At 72.6% G+C, this 17,466-nt stretch carries 17 protein-coding genes; 13 read left to right on the top strand and 4 right to left on the bottom strand.

The window, feature by feature from the left end:
* Positions 1-10 precede the first annotated feature (10 nt).
* Together OG403_RS18750 and OG403_RS18745 are read left to right on the top strand one after the other, a co-directional pair.
* Positions 11-442, top strand: coding sequence for a GNAT family N-acetyltransferase (locus OG403_RS18750; protein ID WP_329565869.1), 432 nt, complete (start codon positions 11-13; stop codon positions 440-442).
* An 82-nt stretch (positions 443-524) separates the two neighbouring features.
* Positions 525-875, top strand: a complete 351-nt coding sequence (locus tag OG403_RS18745) for a YrdB family protein (protein WP_329565867.1) — start codon at positions 525-527, stop codon at positions 873-875.
* A gap of 33 nt (positions 876-908) precedes the next feature.
* Here OG403_RS18745 and OG403_RS18740 read toward each other — a convergent pair whose 3' ends face one another.
* A complete protein-coding gene (locus OG403_RS18740) occupies positions 909-2,096 on the bottom strand; it encodes a metallophosphoesterase (protein WP_329565865.1) in 1,188 nt (395 codons plus the stop codon).
* Positions 2,097-2,211: 115 nt separating this feature from the next.
* Positions 2,212-3,387 carry a LacI family DNA-binding transcriptional regulator gene (locus OG403_RS18735; RefSeq protein ID WP_329565863.1) on the bottom strand — a complete coding sequence of 392 codons (1,176 nt, stop codon included), beginning with the start codon at positions 3,385-3,387 and terminating at the stop codon, positions 2,212-2,214.
* A 361-nt stretch (positions 3,388-3,748) separates the two neighbouring features.
* Between OG403_RS18735 and hisC the strand changes: the two genes are divergently transcribed.
* The 3 genes from hisC to OG403_RS18720 all read left to right on the top strand — a co-directional run bounded on the left by hisC (position 3,749) and on the right by OG403_RS18720 (position 6,443).
* The gene (hisC, locus tag OG403_RS18730) at positions 3,749-4,828 is read left to right on the top strand and encodes a histidinol-phosphate transaminase (RefSeq protein ID WP_329565861.1); all 1,080 of its coding nucleotides are present in this window, start codon (positions 3,749-3,751) and stop codon (positions 4,826-4,828) included.
* A 197-nt stretch (positions 4,829-5,025) separates the two neighbouring features.
* Entirely contained in the window at positions 5,026-5,574 is a 549-nt protein-coding gene (locus OG403_RS18725; RefSeq protein WP_329565859.1) for a hypothetical protein, read from the top strand.
* Between the two features lie 53 nt (positions 5,575-5,627).
* Complete coding sequence (locus OG403_RS18720) at positions 5,628-6,443, top strand: class I SAM-dependent methyltransferase (protein ID WP_329565857.1); 816 nt, start codon at positions 5,628-5,630, stop codon at positions 6,441-6,443.
* A 37-nt stretch (positions 6,444-6,480) separates the two neighbouring features.
* On the opposite strand, the gene OG403_RS18715 is transcribed toward OG403_RS18720, so the two are convergent.
* Positions 6,481-6,876 (bottom strand): VOC family protein, encoded by a 396-nt coding sequence (locus OG403_RS18715; protein ID WP_329565855.1) that lies wholly within the window; start codon positions 6,874-6,876, stop codon positions 6,481-6,483.
* Between the two features lie 145 nt (positions 6,877-7,021).
* On the opposite strand from OG403_RS18715, the gene OG403_RS18710 reads away from it, so the two are divergent.
* From OG403_RS18710 to OG403_RS18700, 3 genes are read left to right on the top strand one after another with little or no spacing between them, the layout of a single operon-like run.
* Positions 7,022-7,546, top strand: a complete 525-nt coding sequence (locus OG403_RS18710) for a PadR family transcriptional regulator (RefSeq protein WP_329565853.1) — start codon at positions 7,022-7,024, stop codon at positions 7,544-7,546.
* Positions 7,543-8,241, top strand: a complete 699-nt coding sequence (locus tag OG403_RS18705) for an ABC transporter ATP-binding protein (RefSeq protein WP_329565851.1) — start codon at positions 7,543-7,545, stop codon at positions 8,239-8,241. Before OG403_RS18710 ends, OG403_RS18705 begins: the two co-directional genes overlap by 4 nt.
* Positions 8,238-10,511 carry an ABC transporter permease gene (locus OG403_RS18700; RefSeq protein ID WP_329565849.1) on the top strand — a complete coding sequence of 758 codons (2,274 nt, stop codon included), beginning with the start codon at positions 8,238-8,240 and terminating at the stop codon, positions 10,509-10,511. The genes OG403_RS18705 and OG403_RS18700 overlap by 4 nt, the downstream gene beginning before the upstream one ends.
* Here OG403_RS18700 and OG403_RS18695 read toward each other — a convergent pair.
* A complete protein-coding gene (locus OG403_RS18695) occupies positions 10,480-11,739 on the bottom strand; it encodes an FAD-dependent oxidoreductase (RefSeq protein WP_329565847.1) in 1,260 nt (419 codons plus the stop codon). The two genes, OG403_RS18700 and OG403_RS18695, sit on opposite strands and share 32 nt — an antisense overlap.
* A gap of 116 nt (positions 11,740-11,855) precedes the next feature.
* Between OG403_RS18695 and OG403_RS18690 the strand changes: the two genes are divergently transcribed.
* The 5 genes from OG403_RS18690 (at position 11,856) to OG403_RS18670 (ending at position 17,111) form a co-directional block, all read left to right on the top strand.
* A complete protein-coding gene (locus OG403_RS18690; protein ID WP_329565846.1) occupies positions 11,856-12,455 on the top strand; it encodes a PadR family transcriptional regulator in 600 nt (199 codons plus the stop codon).
* Between the two features lie 385 nt (positions 12,456-12,840).
* A complete protein-coding gene (locus OG403_RS18685; protein WP_329565844.1) occupies positions 12,841-14,250 on the top strand; it encodes an efflux RND transporter periplasmic adaptor subunit in 1,410 nt (469 codons plus the stop codon).
* The gene (locus OG403_RS18680) at positions 14,250-15,122 is read left to right on the top strand and encodes an ABC transporter ATP-binding protein (RefSeq protein ID WP_329565842.1); all 873 of its coding nucleotides are present in this window, start codon (positions 14,250-14,252) and stop codon (positions 15,120-15,122) included. The genes OG403_RS18685 and OG403_RS18680 overlap by 1 nt, the downstream gene beginning before the upstream one ends.
* 11 nt (positions 15,123-15,133) lie before the next feature.
* A complete protein-coding gene (locus tag OG403_RS18675; protein ID WP_329565840.1) occupies positions 15,134-16,327 on the top strand; it encodes an ABC transporter permease in 1,194 nt (397 codons plus the stop codon).
* Between the two features lie 76 nt (positions 16,328-16,403).
* On the top strand, positions 16,404-17,111 hold the full coding sequence (locus tag OG403_RS18670) for a hypothetical protein (protein ID WP_329565839.1): 708 nt from the start codon (positions 16,404-16,406) through the stop codon (positions 17,109-17,111).
* Positions 17,112-17,466 lie beyond the last annotated feature (355 nt).

Genomic DNA, 17,466 nt, shown 5'->3' with positions numbered 1-17,466 from the left:
GTGGTGCGCCATGGAGCTGATCGTCTGTGATGTGACGCCGGACCAGGTGGAGTTGGAGCGCGACGTCGCCCCGCTGATCCGGCTGCTGCGGCCGGGGCTGGGGCGGGCGGAGTTCGCCGCGTTCGCCGCCGAGGCGCACGGCCAGGGCCTGGTCTTCACGGCCGCCTACGACCCGCGCGGGCGCTGCCGGGCGGTGGCGGCGCACCGGATCCTGGCCACCAGCCGGGGGCGGCTGCTCCTCGTGGACGACCTGGTCACCGATCCCGACGCGCGCTCCAGCGGGGTCGGCGCCCACCTGCTCGCCCAGCTGGAGGACCGCGCCCGGCGGTTGGGCTGCGTGCGGGTCGAACTGGACTCCGGCGTCGCCAACCACGGCGCGCACCGGTTCTACCACGCCCGCCGGATGGCGATCGTGGCCCTGCACTTCGCCCGCGAGCTCTGAACCACCGCGGGAGAGCCGGCCGGACGTCGGGCTCAAGGCAAACTCAGGTCCGGGTTACCGGAATTCCCGTAATGTGCGGGCCATGTCGACCAATGGCCTGCGTGCCTTGAACGATGTCCTGGCCTTCTTCCTGGAGTTGGCCGCGCTCGGCTTCCTCGCCTGGTGGGGATACCGGACCGGCCCCGACACCGCCGTCCACCTGCTGCTCGCGATCGGTCTGCCGCTGCTGGCCGCCGTCCTGTGGGGGCGGTACGCCGCGCCCAAGGCCTCGGTGAAGCTGCCGGTGTCGGGCGTGCTTCTCGTCAAGGCGCTGGTCTTCGGGGGCGCCGCGCTGGCCCTCGGCGGCGTCAAGGGTCCGGCCTGGGCCCTGGTCTTCGCCGTGATCACGTTGCTGAACACGGCCTACATCACGGTCGCCCGCGCCCGGGACTGAGCCCGGCGTCCGCCCCCGCGCTGCCGGTCGGTCTCAGTCCACCGGCAGCCGGGCCACCAGCAGCCGGCCCTCCATCGTCACCCCGCCGTCCATCGCCACCGCCAGCTCGTCCGCGTAGATGTACGGGCCCGGCACGTACGGGCGCTCACCGCTGTCGTTGTTCGCCTCGCCGGTCAGGTAGGGGATCGGGCTGTGCCCGTGCACCACCCGGTGTCCGCCGTAGGTGCCCAGCAGCTCGCCGGCCGCCATCGGGCCGCCCTCGCCGCGGAAGGCGAACCGCTTGGTGAACCGGCGGAACGCGTCCCACCACTCGTCGGCGCCCTCGTCGGCCAGCAGGTCGTGGATGGCGTCGTTGACCTCGTCGATCGAGCCGCCGAACTCCAGGTACGCGGTGGTGTCGGAGTGCAGCAGCAGGTGGCCGTCCTCCAGCGCGATCGCGGGCAGCCGCTTCAGCCAGCTGATGTGGTGGCCCTGCAGCCGCTCCAGGTCGTGCTGCTGGCCGCCGTTGAGCAGCCAGGCGGCGCGGAACGAGGCGGTGCCGGCGGTGGACTGCACCGGCTCGTCGCCGTACCGGTGGGCGCCGAGGAAGAGCAGCTCGTGATTGCCCATCAGGGCCCGGCAGTAGCCGCCGGCCGCCGCCGCCTCGGCGGCCAGCTGCATCACCAGGTCGATCACGCCGATCCCGTCCGGGCCGCGGTCGGTGAAGTCGCCGAGGAACCAGATCCGCGAGCGCCCGGCCGACCAGTGGCCCTCGCCGTCGACCAGGCCCTGCTCGTGCAGCGCGGCGAGCAGCTCGTCCAGGTAGCCGTGCACATCGCCGACCACGTAGAGCGGGCCGACCGGGCCCGGGTCGCCGCCCGGGTGCGGGTACGGCGTCGCGTACGGGTTGTCCTCGGTGATCGGCGGGCCCAGCTCGATGGTCGGCGGGTCGTCCTGCGCGGGTGCGTCGGTGGTGCGCTCGGCGGCCAGGAAGGCGGGGAAGGCCGAGGCCTGCGGAGTGGGGTGCCCGGCCACCGGCCAGTGCTGCTCCAGGTAGCGCGCCCCGCCGTACGCGCTGAACGTGGGCTCCGGCCCGCCGGCCGGCTCCTCGGGCGAATCCTGGTACTCCGCAGGGGGATTGGGCTCGAAGTACGAGCCGTACGGCAGCACGTCGAGGTCCTGCTGCGGGCGGGGGCCTGACTGGGGCAGCTCAGGCCCGGGGAAGCGGTCCTCGGGTGTCATCCGCCCATCATAGGAAGAGCCCTCTCCCGTCGTCCTCACCCGGTGGGTATCCAATCCGCGCGCTGCACCGATCCCGGGCCGGGGTGGGGCCCTGCCGGCCGCGGGCCGGTGGAGTTCAGACCTCGCCCGGGGTGCGGGGCGGGCTGACGGTGGTTCGGGGGCTGCGACGCAGCGAGGAGGCCCGCACGATCAGCTCGGTGGGCATCAGGGTGCCCGGCGGCGGGCCGGTTCCGGCGGTGCGGTAGCGGGGCGGGAAGAGCCGGGCGCCCGCGGTGGGGGTGTCGGCCGTCAGCCCGGCGCCCGAGTCGACCCCCTCGATCGCGTCGATCAGCAGGTTGACGACGGTGGTGCCGATCCGGCGCGGCTTCAGCGAGAGGGTGGTGATCGGCGGCTCGGTGCCCGCGTAGACGTCGCTCTCGCTGCAGCAGACCAGCAGCAGGTCGTCGGGCACCCGCAGGCCGTAGCGGCGGGCGGCGGCCAGCAGGTCGGTGCCGTTGGGGTCGAAGAGCCCGTAGACCGCGTCCGGGCGGTCCGGGCGGGCCAGCAGCCGGTCGGCGGCCACCGCCCCGGCGGCCGGGTCGTGCGCCGGGTAGGCCTCGTAGACCGGTTCCTGGCCGACCCGCTCGCACCAGCCGAGGTAGGCGTCGGTGGAGAGCCGGGTGTAGGTGTCGGTACTGGTGCCGGTGAGCAGGCCGATCCGGCGGGCGCCGGCCTCGCTCAGGTGGTCCAGGATGCCCAGCACGGCGGCCTCGTGGTCGTTGTCCACCCAGGCGGTGACCGGGCAGTTGCCCGGCTTGCCGTCGCTCACCACGGGGACGCCGGACCGGTACAGCTCGCTGACCAGCGGGTCCTGGTCGGCCGGGTCGATCACCACGGTGCCGTCCAGCGCCACGTTGCTCCACACGTCGTGCCGTGAGGAGGCGGGCAGCACCACCAGGGCGTAGCCGCGCCCCAGCGCCGCGCTGGTGGCGGCCCTGGCCATCTCGGCGAAGTAGGCGAACTCGGTGAAGGTGAAGGGTTCCTCGCCGTAGGTGGTGACGGTCAGCCCGATCAGCCCGGACCGGCCGGTGCGCAGCGTCCGGGCTGCCGCGGACGGCCGGTAGCCGAGGCGCTCGGCGACCTCGCGCACCCGGCTGCGGGTTTCGTCGGGCAGACGGCCCTTCCCGTTCAGGGCGTCCGAGACGGTGGTGATCGACACTCCGGCGGCTGCTGCCACATCCCGGATGCCGGCCCGTTCCAGACGTCGTGAGGTGGGGGGTCGCCGACCGCTCTGATTGGCTGCTGCTGTCATGGCGGACCGATCGTATGGTGCGTCAGCTCATCCCTGAACCACGCGTACGAAGCCTCGGAGCGGCCGAAGCAGATACGTTTCTCCACGTCCACCGCTCGTCTCACTCCTTGGATCAGTGGTCTGATTTCGGCCGATTACCTCTGACATGTGCCATTGGAACGAGGCACAATGGCTGATCTGCGGCGGTGCACTGGCCGGACATCTCACCCGCATGGGTGAGCGCGCTGGGTATCGTTCTGGGCACCCGACCGGGACAGGCGGTCGCGCACGCGACCGGCGCGCAACCGAGCGCCGGGGGCGCACGCCGGCCTCGGGCCGCCCCACCGGGCCGGCCCGGACAGTGACGAAGGAGAACAGCACCGTGAGCGGTACGGCAGCGCAGGGCCCGCGGCTTCGGCCGAGCCTGGACGCGATCCCCACCTACAAGCCCGGCAAGCCCGCCGGCGCCGACGCCTTCAAGCTCTCCTCCAACGAGAACCCCTACGAGCCGCTGCCCGGCGTGCTGGACGCCGCGGTGGCCGCCGCCGGCTCGTTCAACCGCTACCCCGACATGGCGGTCACCGAGCTCACCGCCGAGCTCGCCCAGCGCTTCGGCGTCCCCGCCGAGCACATCGCCACCGGCCCCGGCTCGGTGGGCGTGGCCGGATCGCTGATCCTCGCCACGGCCGGCCCGGGCGACGAGGTGATCTTCGCCTGGCGCTCCTTCGAGGCCTACCCGATCATCACCCAGGTCGCCGGGGCCACCCCGGTGCCGGTGCCGCTGACCGCCGCCGAGGACCACGACCTCGACGCGATGCTCGCCGCGATCACCCCGCGCACCCGGCTGATCTTCGTCTGCAACCCGAACAACCCGACCGGCAACGCGATCCACCGCCCCGAGCTGGAGCGCTTCCTGGACGCGGTGCCCAGCGACATCCTGGTCGTGGTCGACGAGGCCTACCGCGAGTTCATCCGCGACGAGCAGGTCCCGGACGGCGTCGAGCTGTACCGCGACCGGCCCAACGTCTGCGTGCTGCGCACCTTCTCCAAGGCGTACGGCCTGGCCGGCCTGCGGGTCGGCTTCGCCATCGCGCACGAGCCGGTGGCCACCGCGCTGCGCAAGACCGCGATCCCGTTCGGGGTCAGCCAGCTCGCCCAGGACGCGGCCGTCGCCTCGCTGCGCGCCGAGGACGCGCTGCTGGTCCGGGTCGAGGCGCTGGTCGCCGAGCGCACCCGGGTCGCGGCGGCGCTGGCCGCCCAGGGGTGGACCGTGGTCGACTCGCAGGCCAACTTCGTCTGGCTGCGGCTGGGCGAGCGGACCCTGGACTTCGCGGCGTCCTGCGCGGCGGCGGGCGTGATCGTGCGGCCGTTCGCCGGCGAGGGCGTCCGGGTGTCGATCGGCGAGGTGGCGGGCAACGACCGGTTCCTCGCGGCGGCGGAGGCGTTCCGCAAGGAGTTCTGAGCCGGTGACGGCGGGCGGGCCCGGAGCGGGCCCGCCGGCTGGACCTCCCGCTGGGCCGCTTCGGCCGAGGTGGTGCTGGCACCACCTGGAAGCTGACGTGGTAGCACGCCTGACGATGGGTCGGCAGCGCGGCAGGATCGTGGTCACAGGGGCGGACCTGCCGGATCGCCCGCCCGACCGTCGTTCCGGAGGACTCCATGAGCACCGCCACGCTGCCTGCTTCCCCGGCCGCTTCCCCGGCCGCTTCCCCGGCCGTTTCCCGGGTCTCCAGCACCCCGGACCGGGTCCGCCGGGCGTACTCGGCCGCCGCCTGGCGCCGCACCGGTTACGCGATGTTCGCGCTCCCGCTCACCCTGCTCGCGGCCGTCGGCTCCACGGCCAGCCCGAGCCTGGCCGGGCGGCACCGGGCGCTGGTGCGCCGCTCCCTGGGGCAGCCGGTCGGCCCCGCGCCGCGGCGGGCCCGGGCCAGAGTGCTGGCCCATGCCCTGCTCGGCCTTCCGGTCAATGCCCTGGCCGCCCTGGCCCTCGGCTATGTCGCCTACCTCTCCCTGATCAACCTCGCCTACCCGGTCCGCCCGCTGATCGGTATGACCGGCTACGACCCGCACGCCTGGGGTGGGCCCAGCTACCCGGGTGTCTGGGCCTTCCACGCCCTGGTCGGCGGTGTGCCGCTGCTCCTGCTGCTCCCGCTGATAGCCCGCGCCTTCACCGGCGCGCAGATCCGCCTCGCCCGCATCCTGGGCTGACACCGACGAAATGCCCGTGCGGCAGGCCGAGTCGGCCGCTAGCGTCGGCGGGCATGACTGCTTCCGAGCCCGCCTCCTGGCTGAGCCTCAACCGCGCCAACTGGGACGATCGCACCCGCGTCCACGCCGCCAGCGAGTTCTACGACCTCCCCGGCTTCCGGGCCGGCGGCTGCACCCTGCGGCCCTTCGAGCTCGACGAGATGGGGGACGTCACCGGTCGGCGCCTGCTACACCTCCAGTGCCACATGGGCCAGGACACCCTCTCCTGGGCGCGCCGGGGCGCGGAGGTCACCGGCCTGGACTTCTCCGAGCCCGCCATCCGCACCGCCCGCGCGCTCGCCGAGCAGACCGGCCTCGCCGACCGCGCCCGCTTCGTGGTCTGCGACGTCCACGAGGCCCCCAACGCCCTGGCCGGCGAGCGGTTCGACCTGGTCTACACCGGGTTCGGCGCGCTCGTCTGGCTCCCCGACCTGTCCCACTGGGCCCGCGTGGTGGCCTCGCTGCTGGCCGACGGCGGAGCCCTCTACCTGGCCGAGTTCCACCCCATGTCCGAGACCCTGGACGAGGACGGCCGCACGGTCGCCCACGACTACTTCGACAGCTCCGCCGGCACCTTCGACTGCGCCACCACCTACACCGACGGGCCGACGCTCACCGAGACCACGTCCGTCCAGTGGACCCACCAACTCGGTTCCGTCGTCACCGCCTTGGCCGAGGCGGGCCTGCGGATCGACTTCCTCCACGAACACGACGTGACGCTCTTCCAGCGCTACTCCGTGCTGGAGCGCAGCACCCCCACCGAGTACCGCTTTCCCCCGGGCCACCCGCGCACGCCGCTGGTCTACTCGCTCCGCGCGACCAAGCGGTAGTAGAGGGGTCATCAACTCGGGCAGCCGATCGCCGAGTTCACCCGCCGGTTCGGACCCGCTCCGCCGCGCTGCGCTCCACGCAGAATTCGTTGCCCTCGGGGTCGGCCAGCAGGGCCCACCCCGTGCCGTCCGGCTGCCGGTGGTCGGCGAGCAGGGTTGCGCCCAGGCCCAGCAGCCGCGCCACCTCCTCCTCGCGGCTGCGGTCGGCGGGCTGAAGGTCCAGGTGGACCCGGTTCTTGATGCTCTTTCCCTCGGGCACGGCGATGAAGAGCAGGTTGGGTAGGCCGGCGTCCGCGGGGTCGGCGAGCAGGTACTCCGGGCTCTCCTCGGTGCCGTCGTTGACCGGGGTCCGGCCGGTCACCGCGCCCCAGAAGGCGGCGAGCCCGGCGGGCTCGGCGCAGTCGAAGGTGATGCTGCGGACGCGGGAGGTCACGCGGGCTCCTGGGGGTGAAGGGCAGAGAACTGACGTGACGTCATCATGGCATCGGGCGGCGGATGATCGGAAAGAGGGTGGTAACTGACGGTCAGTAGATACTGAGTGTTGACCCCAAGTAGATACTGAGTGTAGATACTTAGGTATGACAGTTCCTCTCGCCCTCCTCGGCCTGCTCGAACGCGAGCCGAGTCACGGTTACGACCTCAAGCGCGACTACGACGCCTACTTCGGCCGGGGCAAGCCGCTGCCGCCCGGGCAGGTCTACTCGACCCTCAGCAGGCTCGCCCGGGACGGGAAGGTGGTGATGGGCGAGGTCGGGCCGGGGACCGGCCCCGACCGCAAGCGCTACGTGATCACCGACCTCGGTGCCACCGAGCTGCAGACCTGGCTCGCCACCCCGGCCGAGGCCGAACCGCACCTGCAGACGGTGCTGTTCACCAAGGTCGTACTGGCCCTGCTGCTGGAGCGCGACGCCGCCGGCTACCTCGACGCCCAGCGCGCGGCGCACCTGGGACGGATGCGCGAACTGACCGAGGTGCGGCGCGGCGGCTCGCTGGTCGACCGGCTGCTCGCCGACCACGGCCTGTTCCACCTCGAGGCGGACCTGCGCTGGATCGACCAGACCGCCGCCCGGCTGGGCGCGCTCGCCGAGGAGGTCAGGGGATGAGCACCGCAAGCGACTTCATCATCGAGGCGCGGGACGTCGTGCTCTCCTTCGGCGAGACGCCCGCGCTGCGCAGCGCGACCCTGGGGGTGGCCCCCGGCGAGATCCTGGCCATCATGGGCCCCAGCGGCTCCGGCAAGTCGACGCTGCTGCACTGCCTGGCCGGGATCCTGGCCCCCGATGCCGGCGAGGTCCGGTTCGACGGCCGCCGGATCGACACCCTGCGCGAGACCGAGCGCAGCGCGCTGCGCCGTGACCGTTTCGGCTTCGTCTTCCAGTTCGGCCAGTTGGTGCCCGAGTTGACCGCCGAGGAGAACGTGGCGCTGCCGCTGCTGCTGGGCGGTGTCCGCCGGTCGCAGGCGCTGGACCGGGCCCGCTCGTGGTTCGGCCGGCTCGGCCTGGACGGGCTGGGCGGGCGCCGCTCGGGGGAGCTGTCGGGTGGTCAGGCGCAGCGGGTCGCGCTGGCCCGCGCGCTGGTCGCCGAGCCCGACGTGCTCTTCGCCGACGAGCCGACCGGTTCGCTCGACTCGGTCACCGGCGAGCAGGTGATGGACCTGCTGGTGGACGCCGCCCGCGAGCACGGCACCACCGTGGTGATCGTCACCCACGAGCCCCGGGTGGCCGCCTGCGCGGACCGCGAGGTCGTGGTGCGCGACGGCAGGGTCGCACCGCTCCTGATCGAGCGGATGGCCTCGTGATCCGCCTCGGACTTCGCCTGACGCTGGCGGCCGGTCGGGAGGCGGCCGCCCGCCTGGTGGTCGTCGCGTCCGCCGTCGCCCTCGGGGTCGGCCTGCTGCTGGGCACGCTGGCGGCGATCAACGCCACCAACACCCAGAACGGGCGCAACTCCTGGCTCGACAGCGGCGCTGCCGCCGGTTCGGCGGCCCCCGCCGGCAGCGCCCAGCCGCTCTGGTGGCTGATCCGGGCCGACGCCTTCCAGGGCAGGACCATCGGCCGGGTCGACGTCGCCGCCACCGGGCCAGACTCGCCGCTGCCGCCCGGCATCCCGCACCTGCCCGGGCCCGGGCAGTACTACGCCTCGCCCGCCATGGCGAAGCTGCTGACCGGCACGCCGGCCGACGAACTCGCCGACCGCTACCCCGGGCAGCAGGTGGGCACGATCGGCCCGGCGGCGCTGCCCGCACCGGACTCGCTGATCATCCTCATCGGCCACACCCCGGGCGAGCTGGCGGCCGATCCGGCCGCGGTGCGGGTCGGCTCGATCATGACGACGCCGCCCAGCGAGTGCGCCGACTGCCCGGTCGGTACCAACGCCAGCGGGATGGACCTGATCCTCTCGGTGGTGGCGGTCGCGCTGATCTTCCCGGTGCTGATCCTGATCGGCACCGCGACCCGGCTCGCCGCCACCCGCCGCGAGCAGCGCTTCGCCGCGATGCGCCTGGTCGGCGCGACACCCCGGCAGATCTCGGTGGTCTCGGCGGTGGAGTCGACCGTCGCGGCGGCGGCCGGCACGGCGGTCGGCTTCGGCCTGTTCTTCCTGCTGCGTCCGCTGCTGGCGACGGTCGACCTCACCACCGCGCGGTTCTTCAGCAGCGACCTGGCGCTCAACCTGAACGACGTCCTGGCAGTGGCGCTCGGCGTCCCGCTGGCGGCGGCCGTCGCGGCCCGGATCGCGCTGCGCCGGGTGCAGATCTCCCCGCTCGGCGTCACCCGGCGGACCACCCCGCGCCCGCCCCGCTTCTACCGGGTGCTCCCGCTGGCCCTGGGCGTCGTCGAACTCGCCTACTTCATCGGCCGGCGGCCGCCCACCTCGGCCGGTCAGGTCCGGGCCTTCGTGCCGGGCATCGTGCTGATCCTGGGCGGGCTGGTGCTGGCCGGGCCGTGGCTGACCATGGTCGGCGCGCGGCTGATGGCCCGGCGCACCGGCCGGCCCACCGTGCTGATCGCCGGGCGGCGGCTGGCCGACGACCCGAAGGCCGGCTTCCGCGCGGTCAGCGGGCTGGTGCTGGCGCTCTGCATCACCAGTGGCGCCGTCGGGGTGATCGACGCGCTGACCGTCGAACAGGGGGTGCCCAAGGGCAGCGCGGCGCTCCGCTCCACGGTGGTCAGCGAGTTCTTCCACGATCGGACAGCCGCCGGGCAGCCGATCGACCCAGAGAGCCCGCTGCCGGACCAGGCCCTGGCCGCGCTGCGCGCGATCCCGGGCGTGACGGGTGTGACGTCGGTCCACACGAACCCGCTCGGCACCACCGACCCATTGATGGCGGGTCAGAACGTGCGGGGGCCGCTGCCACCGGCGGCGCTGGTCGACTGCGCGCAGCTGGCGAGCACCCCGGTCTTCGGCCTCTGCGATCCAGGTGCCCAGGCGGCCTCGATCACGCCGTATCTCGGTTCCATGGGTCTGAACCGCGACGAGAGCTGGCCCACCCGCTGGCCCACCGCAGCCATCTCGGCCGAGCAGGTCGACCGGCTGCCGGTGCAGTTGATCGTGGTGGGCACGGACGGCTCCACGTCGGCGGTCGAGCGGGCACGCACCCTGCTGGCGAACGCCTATCCGGCCGAGCGGTCGCCCTACACGATCGGCGAGGACCGCGCGGGCATGTCGGCGGAGCTGACCAGCTACCAGAAGCTGGCCGACGTGGTGATCCTGGTCAGCCTGCCGATCGCCGGCTGCAGCCTGGCGGTCAGCGTGGCCGGTGGACTGACCGACCGCAAGCGCCCGTTCAGCCTGCTGCGGCTGACCGGGGTGCAACTCGCCACGCTGCGCCGGGTGGTGCTGCTGGAGAGCGCGCTGCCGCTGCTGGTGGTCGCGGTGGTGGCGATCGGCATGGGGTTCCTGGCTGCGCAGCTCTTCCTGCAGGCCCAGTACGGCTACTCGGTGCGGGCGCCGGACTTCTCCTACTACGTCCTGGTGCTGCTGGGGCTGGCGGCCTCGCTCGGGGTGATCGGCTCCACCCTGCCGCTGCTCAGGCGGATCACCGGGCCGCAGACGGCGCGGAACGAGTGACGGGACCGGTCGCGGACGGGCTGGGGGCGGCGGTGACCCGCGCCTCCCAGTCGATCCGGTAGTCGAACATCCAGGCCATCTTCGCCGGCTTCACCAGCTTGGAGAACACCCGCAGCGCCCAGGCGTTGAGCACCCGGCCCACCGGTCCGGCGGCCTTGGCGCCGTTCTTCCGGGTGGTCGCCCTGATGATCTTCTCCACCCGCGGCCGGCGCTCCGCCTCGTAGGCGGCGAACGCCTGCGGGTGGGGCAGGTCGCGCAGGCAGCGGGCCAGTTGGATCGCGCTCTCGATGGCCAGCGAGGCGCCCTGCCCCGAACTGGAGGAGGGGGCGTGCACCGCGTCCCCGACCAGGACCAGCCGTCCCCGGCTCCAGGTGGGGACGGCCGGCATGTTCTCCATCGGGCCGACGATGATCAGCTGGTCCGGGTCGGTCGCCTCGATCAGCCGGGTCGCCGGGGTGCCGTCCTCGGCGAAGGCCTCGCGCAGCCGCGGCAGCCACTGGCGCGCCGGGGTGCGCTGGACCTCGGCCGCCGTCATCGGCTCCCGGTGCGGCAGGTTGACGAACCAGACGGCCGACGCGTCCTCGAAGACCTGGTAGCCGAAGAAGGCCCGCTTGCCGAAGCTCATGTTCATCCGGTCCTCGGTGCCGGGCACCGCCACCCGCTCCAGTTCGGCACCGAAGCTGATCAGGCCGGCGTACTGCGGTCCCGGCGCGGCCGGGTCGACCAGCGGGCGGACGGTGGAGCGCAGGCCGTCCGCCCCGATCAGCACGTCGGCGGTGGTCCGGGTGCCGTCGGCGAAGAGCGCGGTGACCTGGTCCGCGCCCTCCTCGACACCGACCAGCCGCTTCCCGTGCTCGATCCGCACCCCGCGCCGCTCGGCCTCCTGGTAGAGCGCCCGGTAGAGCTCGGCCCGCCGCAGGAACTGCATCGGCGGCACTCCGGGCGGATTGCCGAACTCGCCGAGCCGCCGGCCGGCCCAGTCCTGCAGGACGATGCCGGCCATCGGCTTGCCGAGCGGTCGCACCAGGTGGCCCAGGCCGATCGCGTCCAGCGCGTCGAGGCCGTTGGGGGCCAGGCTCAGCCCGGCCCCGGCACCCTCGGCGGTGTGCGGGTAGGCCTCGTAGACGGTGGCCTCGATCCCTGCTTGCCGCAGGGCCATCGCGGTGACCGGGCCGGCGATGCCGCCGCCGATGACCAGGGCGCTGCGGGTCTGACGGGAGTCGCTCATTTCTCCTGCTTTCACCGTGGTGTTCGGGTCGGTGCGGCAGCCGATGGCCGCCACTTCAATAGTTGCAGTGCAACTAGTTTCTCGTCAACTAGTCTCGGTGAGGCTAGGATCGAGGCATGACCGCCCACCGCAGCTCCCCCCTCGCCGTCACCGTGCTGGCCCTGCTCCACTACAAGCCGCTGCATCCCTACGGCCTGCAGCGGCTGATCAAGGACTGGGGCAAGGACCAGGTGGTCAACGTGGGCCAGCGCGCGAGCCTGTACCGGACGATCGAGCGGCTGCAGGAAGCCGGCCTGGTCGCCGTCCGGGAGACCGGACGGGACCAGGCGTATCCGGAGCGGACCGTCTACGAGGTCACCGAGGCGGGGCGGGCGGTCGCCCGGGAGTGGCTGATCGAGATGCTCGCGGTGCCCAGGCAGGAGTTCCCGCAGTTCCCGGCGGCGCTCTCGAACCTGCTGATGCTGACGTCCGAGGAGATCTCCGGCGCGCTGGAACGGCGGCTGCGGGTCACCGAGGAGCGGCTGGCGGGCCTGGCGGCGACGCTGACCGGCGAGGGGGAGGGCGGACTGGCCCGGATCGCGCTGCTGGAGACCGAGTACCTGCACGCCGTGACGCAGGCGGAGGCGCGCTGGCTGCGCGCGGTGCTCGACGACCTGCGCTCGGGGCGGCTGACCTGGTCGGTGGCCGAGCTGCTGGCGTACGGGAGTGAGCAGTAGCTGACGCTCAGTCAGCTATGGTTGGGTCCTGTTCGGTGTCCGGGATGGCCCTGTGGCGTGAATGCTGCGCCCGAGATGCCTGGGAAGATCCTGGGATTACCGTTGGCAGTGTTTCCCGATGATCCTCATCTACGGAGTATTTGTCCGTTTTTGGGATGATTGTCCTTGGTGCCTGCCTCAGCGTCCGCCCAGCTTGCGTCCAGAACTTCGCAAGAGCATCGGGCGAGTCTTGTGCGCTATGAAGGTCCTCCCGCGGCGGCGTGGCGCCGTCATCCTCAACTCAGTGCTCGGTGTGGCCCTCCTCGCGGGGGGCGCGCTGGCATACACCACGGTGAACAGCACCAGCAGCTCAGCGGCCGGTAAGGTGCAGGCTCGGACCGCGACCGTGACCAAGGGAACGGTCCTGGCCACGGTGTCCGGATCCGGCTCCCTCAGCTCACCCAGCGACGCCGGCGAGAATTTCGTCACCGGCGGCACGCTGACCTCGGTCAAGGTCTCGGTCGGTGACACGGTGACCGCGGGCGAGGTGCTCGCCACCGTCGACACCACGGCCGCGCAGCAGGCGCTGAACGCCGCGAACGGCGCGCTGACCGAGGCGCAGGCCGGGCTGACCACGGCTCAGGACAACCTGACGAAGGCTCAGGCGGGGACGACCACGACCAGCACCGTTCCGGTGGGCGGTGGCGGGGCCGTCCAGGCCTCCTACACCAGCGCGTCCCCCAGCACCTCGGGCGGCCCGTCCTCCGGTGCCTCGCCGTCCGCCGGCCAGAACGGCAGCGGCAACGGCGGCTCCAACAGCGGTAGCAACAACAGCAGCAGCAGCAACAGCGGCAGCAGCAACAGCGGCAGCGGCTCCCGCAGCAGCACCCCCGCCCCGCAGATGACCACCATCACCACCACCACGGTCGACCCGGCCGCCGTCGCCCAGGCGCAGCAGCAGCTGACGCAGGCTCAGCAGCAGGTCGCCACCGCGCAGACCAACGTCACCAACGCGCAGACGGCGCTGGCCGGCACCACGCTGACCGCTTCGGAGGGCGGCACCGTCGCCTCGATCTCCAACAAGGTCGGCGACACCGTGTCGGGCACCGGCGACTCGAGCTCGGGTGGTTCCGGCAGCAGCTCCAGCGGCAGCAAGACGACCAGCTCCTCGACCTCCACGACCCCCTCGGGCTTCATCGTCATCACCAACCCGAGCGGGATGCAGGTCACCGCCGACTTCTCCGAGCTCGACTCGCTCAAGCTCAAGAAGGGCGAGGGCGCCACCGTCACGCTCAACGCGCAGTCCTCCACCACGCTCAACGCCTCGGTCCTCTCGGTCAGTTCGCTGCCGGTGTCGAGCGGCAGCACCAGCAGCGCCGCGGGCAGCGCGGTGCAGTACGCGGCGACGCTGCAGATCGAGGGCGACACCAGCCAGCTGCGCACCGGCCTGAGCGCGACCGTCTCGGTGGTCACCGGCGAGGCGGACAACGCGCTCTCGGTCCCGGCGACGGCGCTCTCCGGCACCGGCACCACCCGTACCGCGACCCTGGTGAAGCCGGACGGCACCACCTCCCGGGTCTCGGTCACGGTCGGCGTGGTGGGTGACTCCACCGTGCAGGTGGTCTCCGGCCTCAACGCCGGCGACAAGGTCCAGCTGGCCTCGGCCACCACCGGCGGCAGCAACGGCTTCCCGAGCGGCACCTTCCCCGGCGGCGCCGGCGGTGGCAGCCGCGGCGGCGGTGCCGGCGGCTTCGGTGGCGGTGGCGGCGGCGGCTTCGGCGGCGGCGGCGGTGGCGGCGCCCGGGGCGGTGCCTGATGGCCCGCCGCGCGCGCGCCCGTCGCGCCGGCTCGGTGGCGGTCGACGCCGCCGAGCCCGCGGCCCCGCAGACACCGCCACCGGTCATCCAGATCCGCAAGCTGCGCAAGTCGTACGGTCACGGCGACGCGACCGTGCACGCCCTGCGCGGCCCGTGGGACCAGGAGACCGATGAGCCGCTGGGCGTCAGCCTGGACATCGAGCAGGGCGACTTCATCGCGGTCATGGGCAGTTCGGGCTCCGGCAAGTCCACCCTGATGAACATCCTGGGCTGCCTGGACGTGCCGACCGCGGGGCGCTACCTGCTGGACGGGATCGACGTCGGCCACCTGGACGAGGGGCAGCTCTCGCTGGTCCGCAACCGCAAGATCGGCTTCATCTTCCAGTCGTTCAACCTGGTCCCGCGGACCACCGCGCTGGCCCAGGTCGAACTGCCGCTCGCCTACGCGGGAGTGCGGGCCGCCGAGCGCCGCAAGCGCGCGCTGGCGGCGCTGTCCCTGGTGGGCCTGTCCGAGCGGGCCGACCACAAGCCCAACGAACTGTCCGGCGGTCAGCAGCAGCGCGTGGCGGTGGCCCGTGCCCTGGTCACCGCGCCGGCCATGCTGCTGGCCGACGAGCCGACCGGCAACCTGGACACCCGCTCCACCGAAGAGGTACTGGCGATCATCGACGGACTGAACGCGACCGGACGAACGGTCGTGCTGATCACCCATGAGGACGAGGTGGCCGCCCACGCCAAGCGGGTCATCCGCCTGGTGGACGGCCAGATCATCTCCGACGTCCGGCAGGGCCCGGTGGTCGGGCCGCCGCCCGTGCTGGCCCAGCAACTCGCCGCCCAGCAGGCCGGCGCGCTGATCGGGGGTCGACCGTGATCGTCGGACAGATGCTCCGCTTCGCCTTCGGTGGCCTGGCCGCCAACAAGGTGCGCTCCGCGCTCACCATGCTCGGCGTGCTGATCGGTGTCGCCTCGGTGATCCTGCTGCTGGCGGTCGGCAACGGCTCCTCGACCGCGGTGAAGAACTCGATCACCGCGCTCGGCACCAACTCGCTGACCGTCACCTCGGGCACCAGCGGCGGCGCGCGCACCGCGGGCACCGTCAAGAAGCTGACCGTGGACGACGCGAAGGCGCTGGCCAACCCGACCGCGGCGCCCGACATCAAGTCGGTCGCCCCGGTGGTCACCACCACCGCCACCGCGGACTACGGCGACATCTCGTACACCCCGGGCTCGGTGATCGGCACCTACCCGGCCTACTTCGAGACCGCCAACGAGAAGGTCGCCTCCGGCGACTACTTCAGCAACGACGACGTGCTCAACTCGAGCAAGGTCGCGGTGATCGGCTCGACCACCGCGCAGCAGCTGTTCGACAACGTGAACCCGGTGGGCAAGACGATCACCCTCGGCGGCACCCCGCTGACCGTGGTCGGCGTGCTGCAGACCAAGGGCGCCACCGGCTTCACCGACCCGGACGACGTGGTGATCGCGCCGCTGCCGACCGTGCAGAACGCCTTCACCGGCTTCAGCTCGGTCAACCAGATCCTGGTGCAGGCCACCTCGGCCGACACCACCACGGCCGCGCAGAACGAGATCACCCAGATCCTGATGGGGACCCACTCGCTGACCGACCCCACCAAGCTCGACTTCCGGGTGAGCAACCAGGCCTCCCTGCTCAGCACCCGGGAGAGCACCGGCCAGACCTTCACCGTGCTGCTCGGCGCGGTGGCCGCGATCTCGCTGCTGGTCGGCGGGATCGGGATCACCAACATCATGCTGGTCACGGTGACCGAGCGGACCCGGGAGATCGGCATCCGCAAGGCGCTGGGCGCGCCGAAGGCGGTGATCCTGGGCCAGTTCCTGGCCGAGTCGACGCTGCTGTCGGTGTTCGGCGCCGGACTCGGCGTCGCGGTGGGCATCCTCGGCTCGCACTTCAGCGTGGTCGGGATCAAACCGGTGGTGATCCCCGCCTCGGTGTTCGGCGCCTTCGGGATCGCGGTGGCGATCGGCCTCTTCTTCGGCAGCTACCCGGCCAACCGGGCCGCCTCGCTGCGTCCCATCGACGCCCTGCGGCACGAGTGAGGCGCGCGATGGCCACCGGTACGACCACGGATCAGTCATGATCACCGAGCGAGCAGAGCGGGAGCAGTCAGAGCCCATGCCTTCCAACAACAGCGACCTGGTCCGGGCCGACGATACTGTCCGCCTGTCGGCCATCTCCCCGTCCGTCAGCTATCCGCCCGCTGCCGCCGCCGCCCCGCCCGGGGTCGTGCTGTCGGCGGAGTCGGCGGCCAACGCCGAGTTGCTGGCCACCGCGCCCGACGCCCGGGACATCACCGCGGAGCTGTCCGCTCCGCCGCGCCGCAAGCTGCCCTGGGTCACCCTGCTGCTGGCCGGCGGCGTGATCGCGGCCGCGGCGTTCGCCGGCGGCGCCTGGTACCAGAAGAACGACGGCAACAACACGACCGCCGCCAGCCGGGCGATCACGGCGGCGATCCAGAAGGCCGGCCAGAGCGGCGCGGCCCGCGGCGGCCGCAGCGGTGGCGCCGGCGGCGGCGCGGGTGGCGGCGCGGGCGGTGCGGCCGGCGCAGCCGGCTTCACCCGCGGCACGGTCAAGCTGGTGGACGGCAGCACCGTCTACCTGACCGACGCCAACGGCAACATCGTCAAGGTCACCACCGGCAGCTCCACCAAGGTCTCGGTGACCCAGGACGGCCAGGTCAGCCAGCTGCAGCCGGGCCAGAGCGTGACCGTGGTGGGCACCCCGGACGGCTCCGGCGGCTACACGGCCTCGCAGCTCACCGAGGGCGGTGCCGCCGGTGGCGGTGGCGGCTTCGGTGGTGGCGGTGGCGCCAGCGGCGGCTGAGCCTTCGCAGGGTGGTTGACGCCGCAGCGGGCGGCCTCGGACGTCGGGTCCCGGGGCCGCCCGCGCCGTTGTGGCGGCGGACAGGTCCGAGCTCCTTGGGGAGCACTTGAGCGTACTGACGAGTACTGGACGGGTTGGGTCCTTCGGATGCGGAAGATTTGGCATGTTTCATCCAGCTCTCATTCAGAGCGCGTAGCGTCCCCAATTCATCATCTGCTCGGCCGACAAGCCCCAAGCACCCGGGAGGCGGACCCCGTGACCACAGGGACTGTGACAACAGCGACGGCGTCCCACAGCCTGGCCCAGGCCGGCCCGACAGCGCCCGCGCAGCTCGCCGCCGCCGGCCCGGCCTCGC

The organism is Kitasatospora sp. NBC_01266, assembly GCF_036242395.1.
Classification (GTDB): Bacteria; Actinomycetota; Actinomycetes; order Streptomycetales; family Streptomycetaceae; genus Kitasatospora.
This window is presented reverse-complemented; position numbering and strand designations above follow the sequence as displayed.

What these genes read in the sequence shown, in the direction of transcription:
- OG403_RS18745 (WP_329565867.1), top strand. Translation starts at nt 525, where the DNA reads ATGTCGACCAATGGCCTGCGTGCCTTGAACGATGTCCTGGCCTTCTTC.
- OG403_RS18735 (WP_329565863.1), bottom strand. Translation starts at nt 3,387, where the DNA reads ATGACAGCAGCAGCCAATCAGAGCGGTCGGCGACCCCCCACCTCACGA.
- OG403_RS18720 (WP_329565857.1), top strand. Translation starts at nt 5,628, where the DNA reads ATGACTGCTTCCGAGCCCGCCTCCTGGCTGAGCCTCAACCGCGCCAAC.
- OG403_RS18680 (WP_329565842.1), top strand. Translation starts at nt 14,250, where the DNA reads ATGGCCCGCCGCGCGCGCGCCCGTCGCGCCGGCTCGGTGGCGGTCGAC.
- OG403_RS18705 (WP_329565851.1), top strand. Translation starts at nt 7,543, where the DNA reads ATGAGCACCGCAAGCGACTTCATCATCGAGGCGCGGGACGTCGTGCTC.
- OG403_RS18695 (WP_329565847.1), bottom strand. Translation starts at nt 11,739, where the DNA reads ATGAGCGACTCCCGTCAGACCCGCAGCGCCCTGGTCATCGGCGGCGGC.
- OG403_RS18750 (WP_329565869.1), top strand. Translation starts at nt 11, where the DNA reads ATGGAGCTGATCGTCTGTGATGTGACGCCGGACCAGGTGGAGTTGGAG.
- OG403_RS18740 (WP_329565865.1), bottom strand. Translation starts at nt 2,096, where the DNA reads ATGACACCCGAGGACCGCTTCCCCGGGCCTGAGCTGCCCCAGTCAGGC.
- OG403_RS18710 (WP_329565853.1), top strand. Translation starts at nt 7,022, where the DNA reads ATGACAGTTCCTCTCGCCCTCCTCGGCCTGCTCGAACGCGAGCCGAGT.
- OG403_RS18690 (WP_329565846.1), top strand. Translation starts at nt 11,856, where the DNA reads ATGACCGCCCACCGCAGCTCCCCCCTCGCCGTCACCGTGCTGGCCCTG.
- OG403_RS18675 (WP_329565840.1), top strand. Translation starts at nt 15,134, where the DNA reads ATGCTCCGCTTCGCCTTCGGTGGCCTGGCCGCCAACAAGGTGCGCTCC.
- OG403_RS18670 (WP_329565839.1), top strand. Translation starts at nt 16,404, where the DNA reads ATGCCTTCCAACAACAGCGACCTGGTCCGGGCCGACGATACTGTCCGC.
- OG403_RS18725 (WP_329565859.1), top strand. Translation starts at nt 5,026, where the DNA reads ATGAGCACCGCCACGCTGCCTGCTTCCCCGGCCGCTTCCCCGGCCGCT.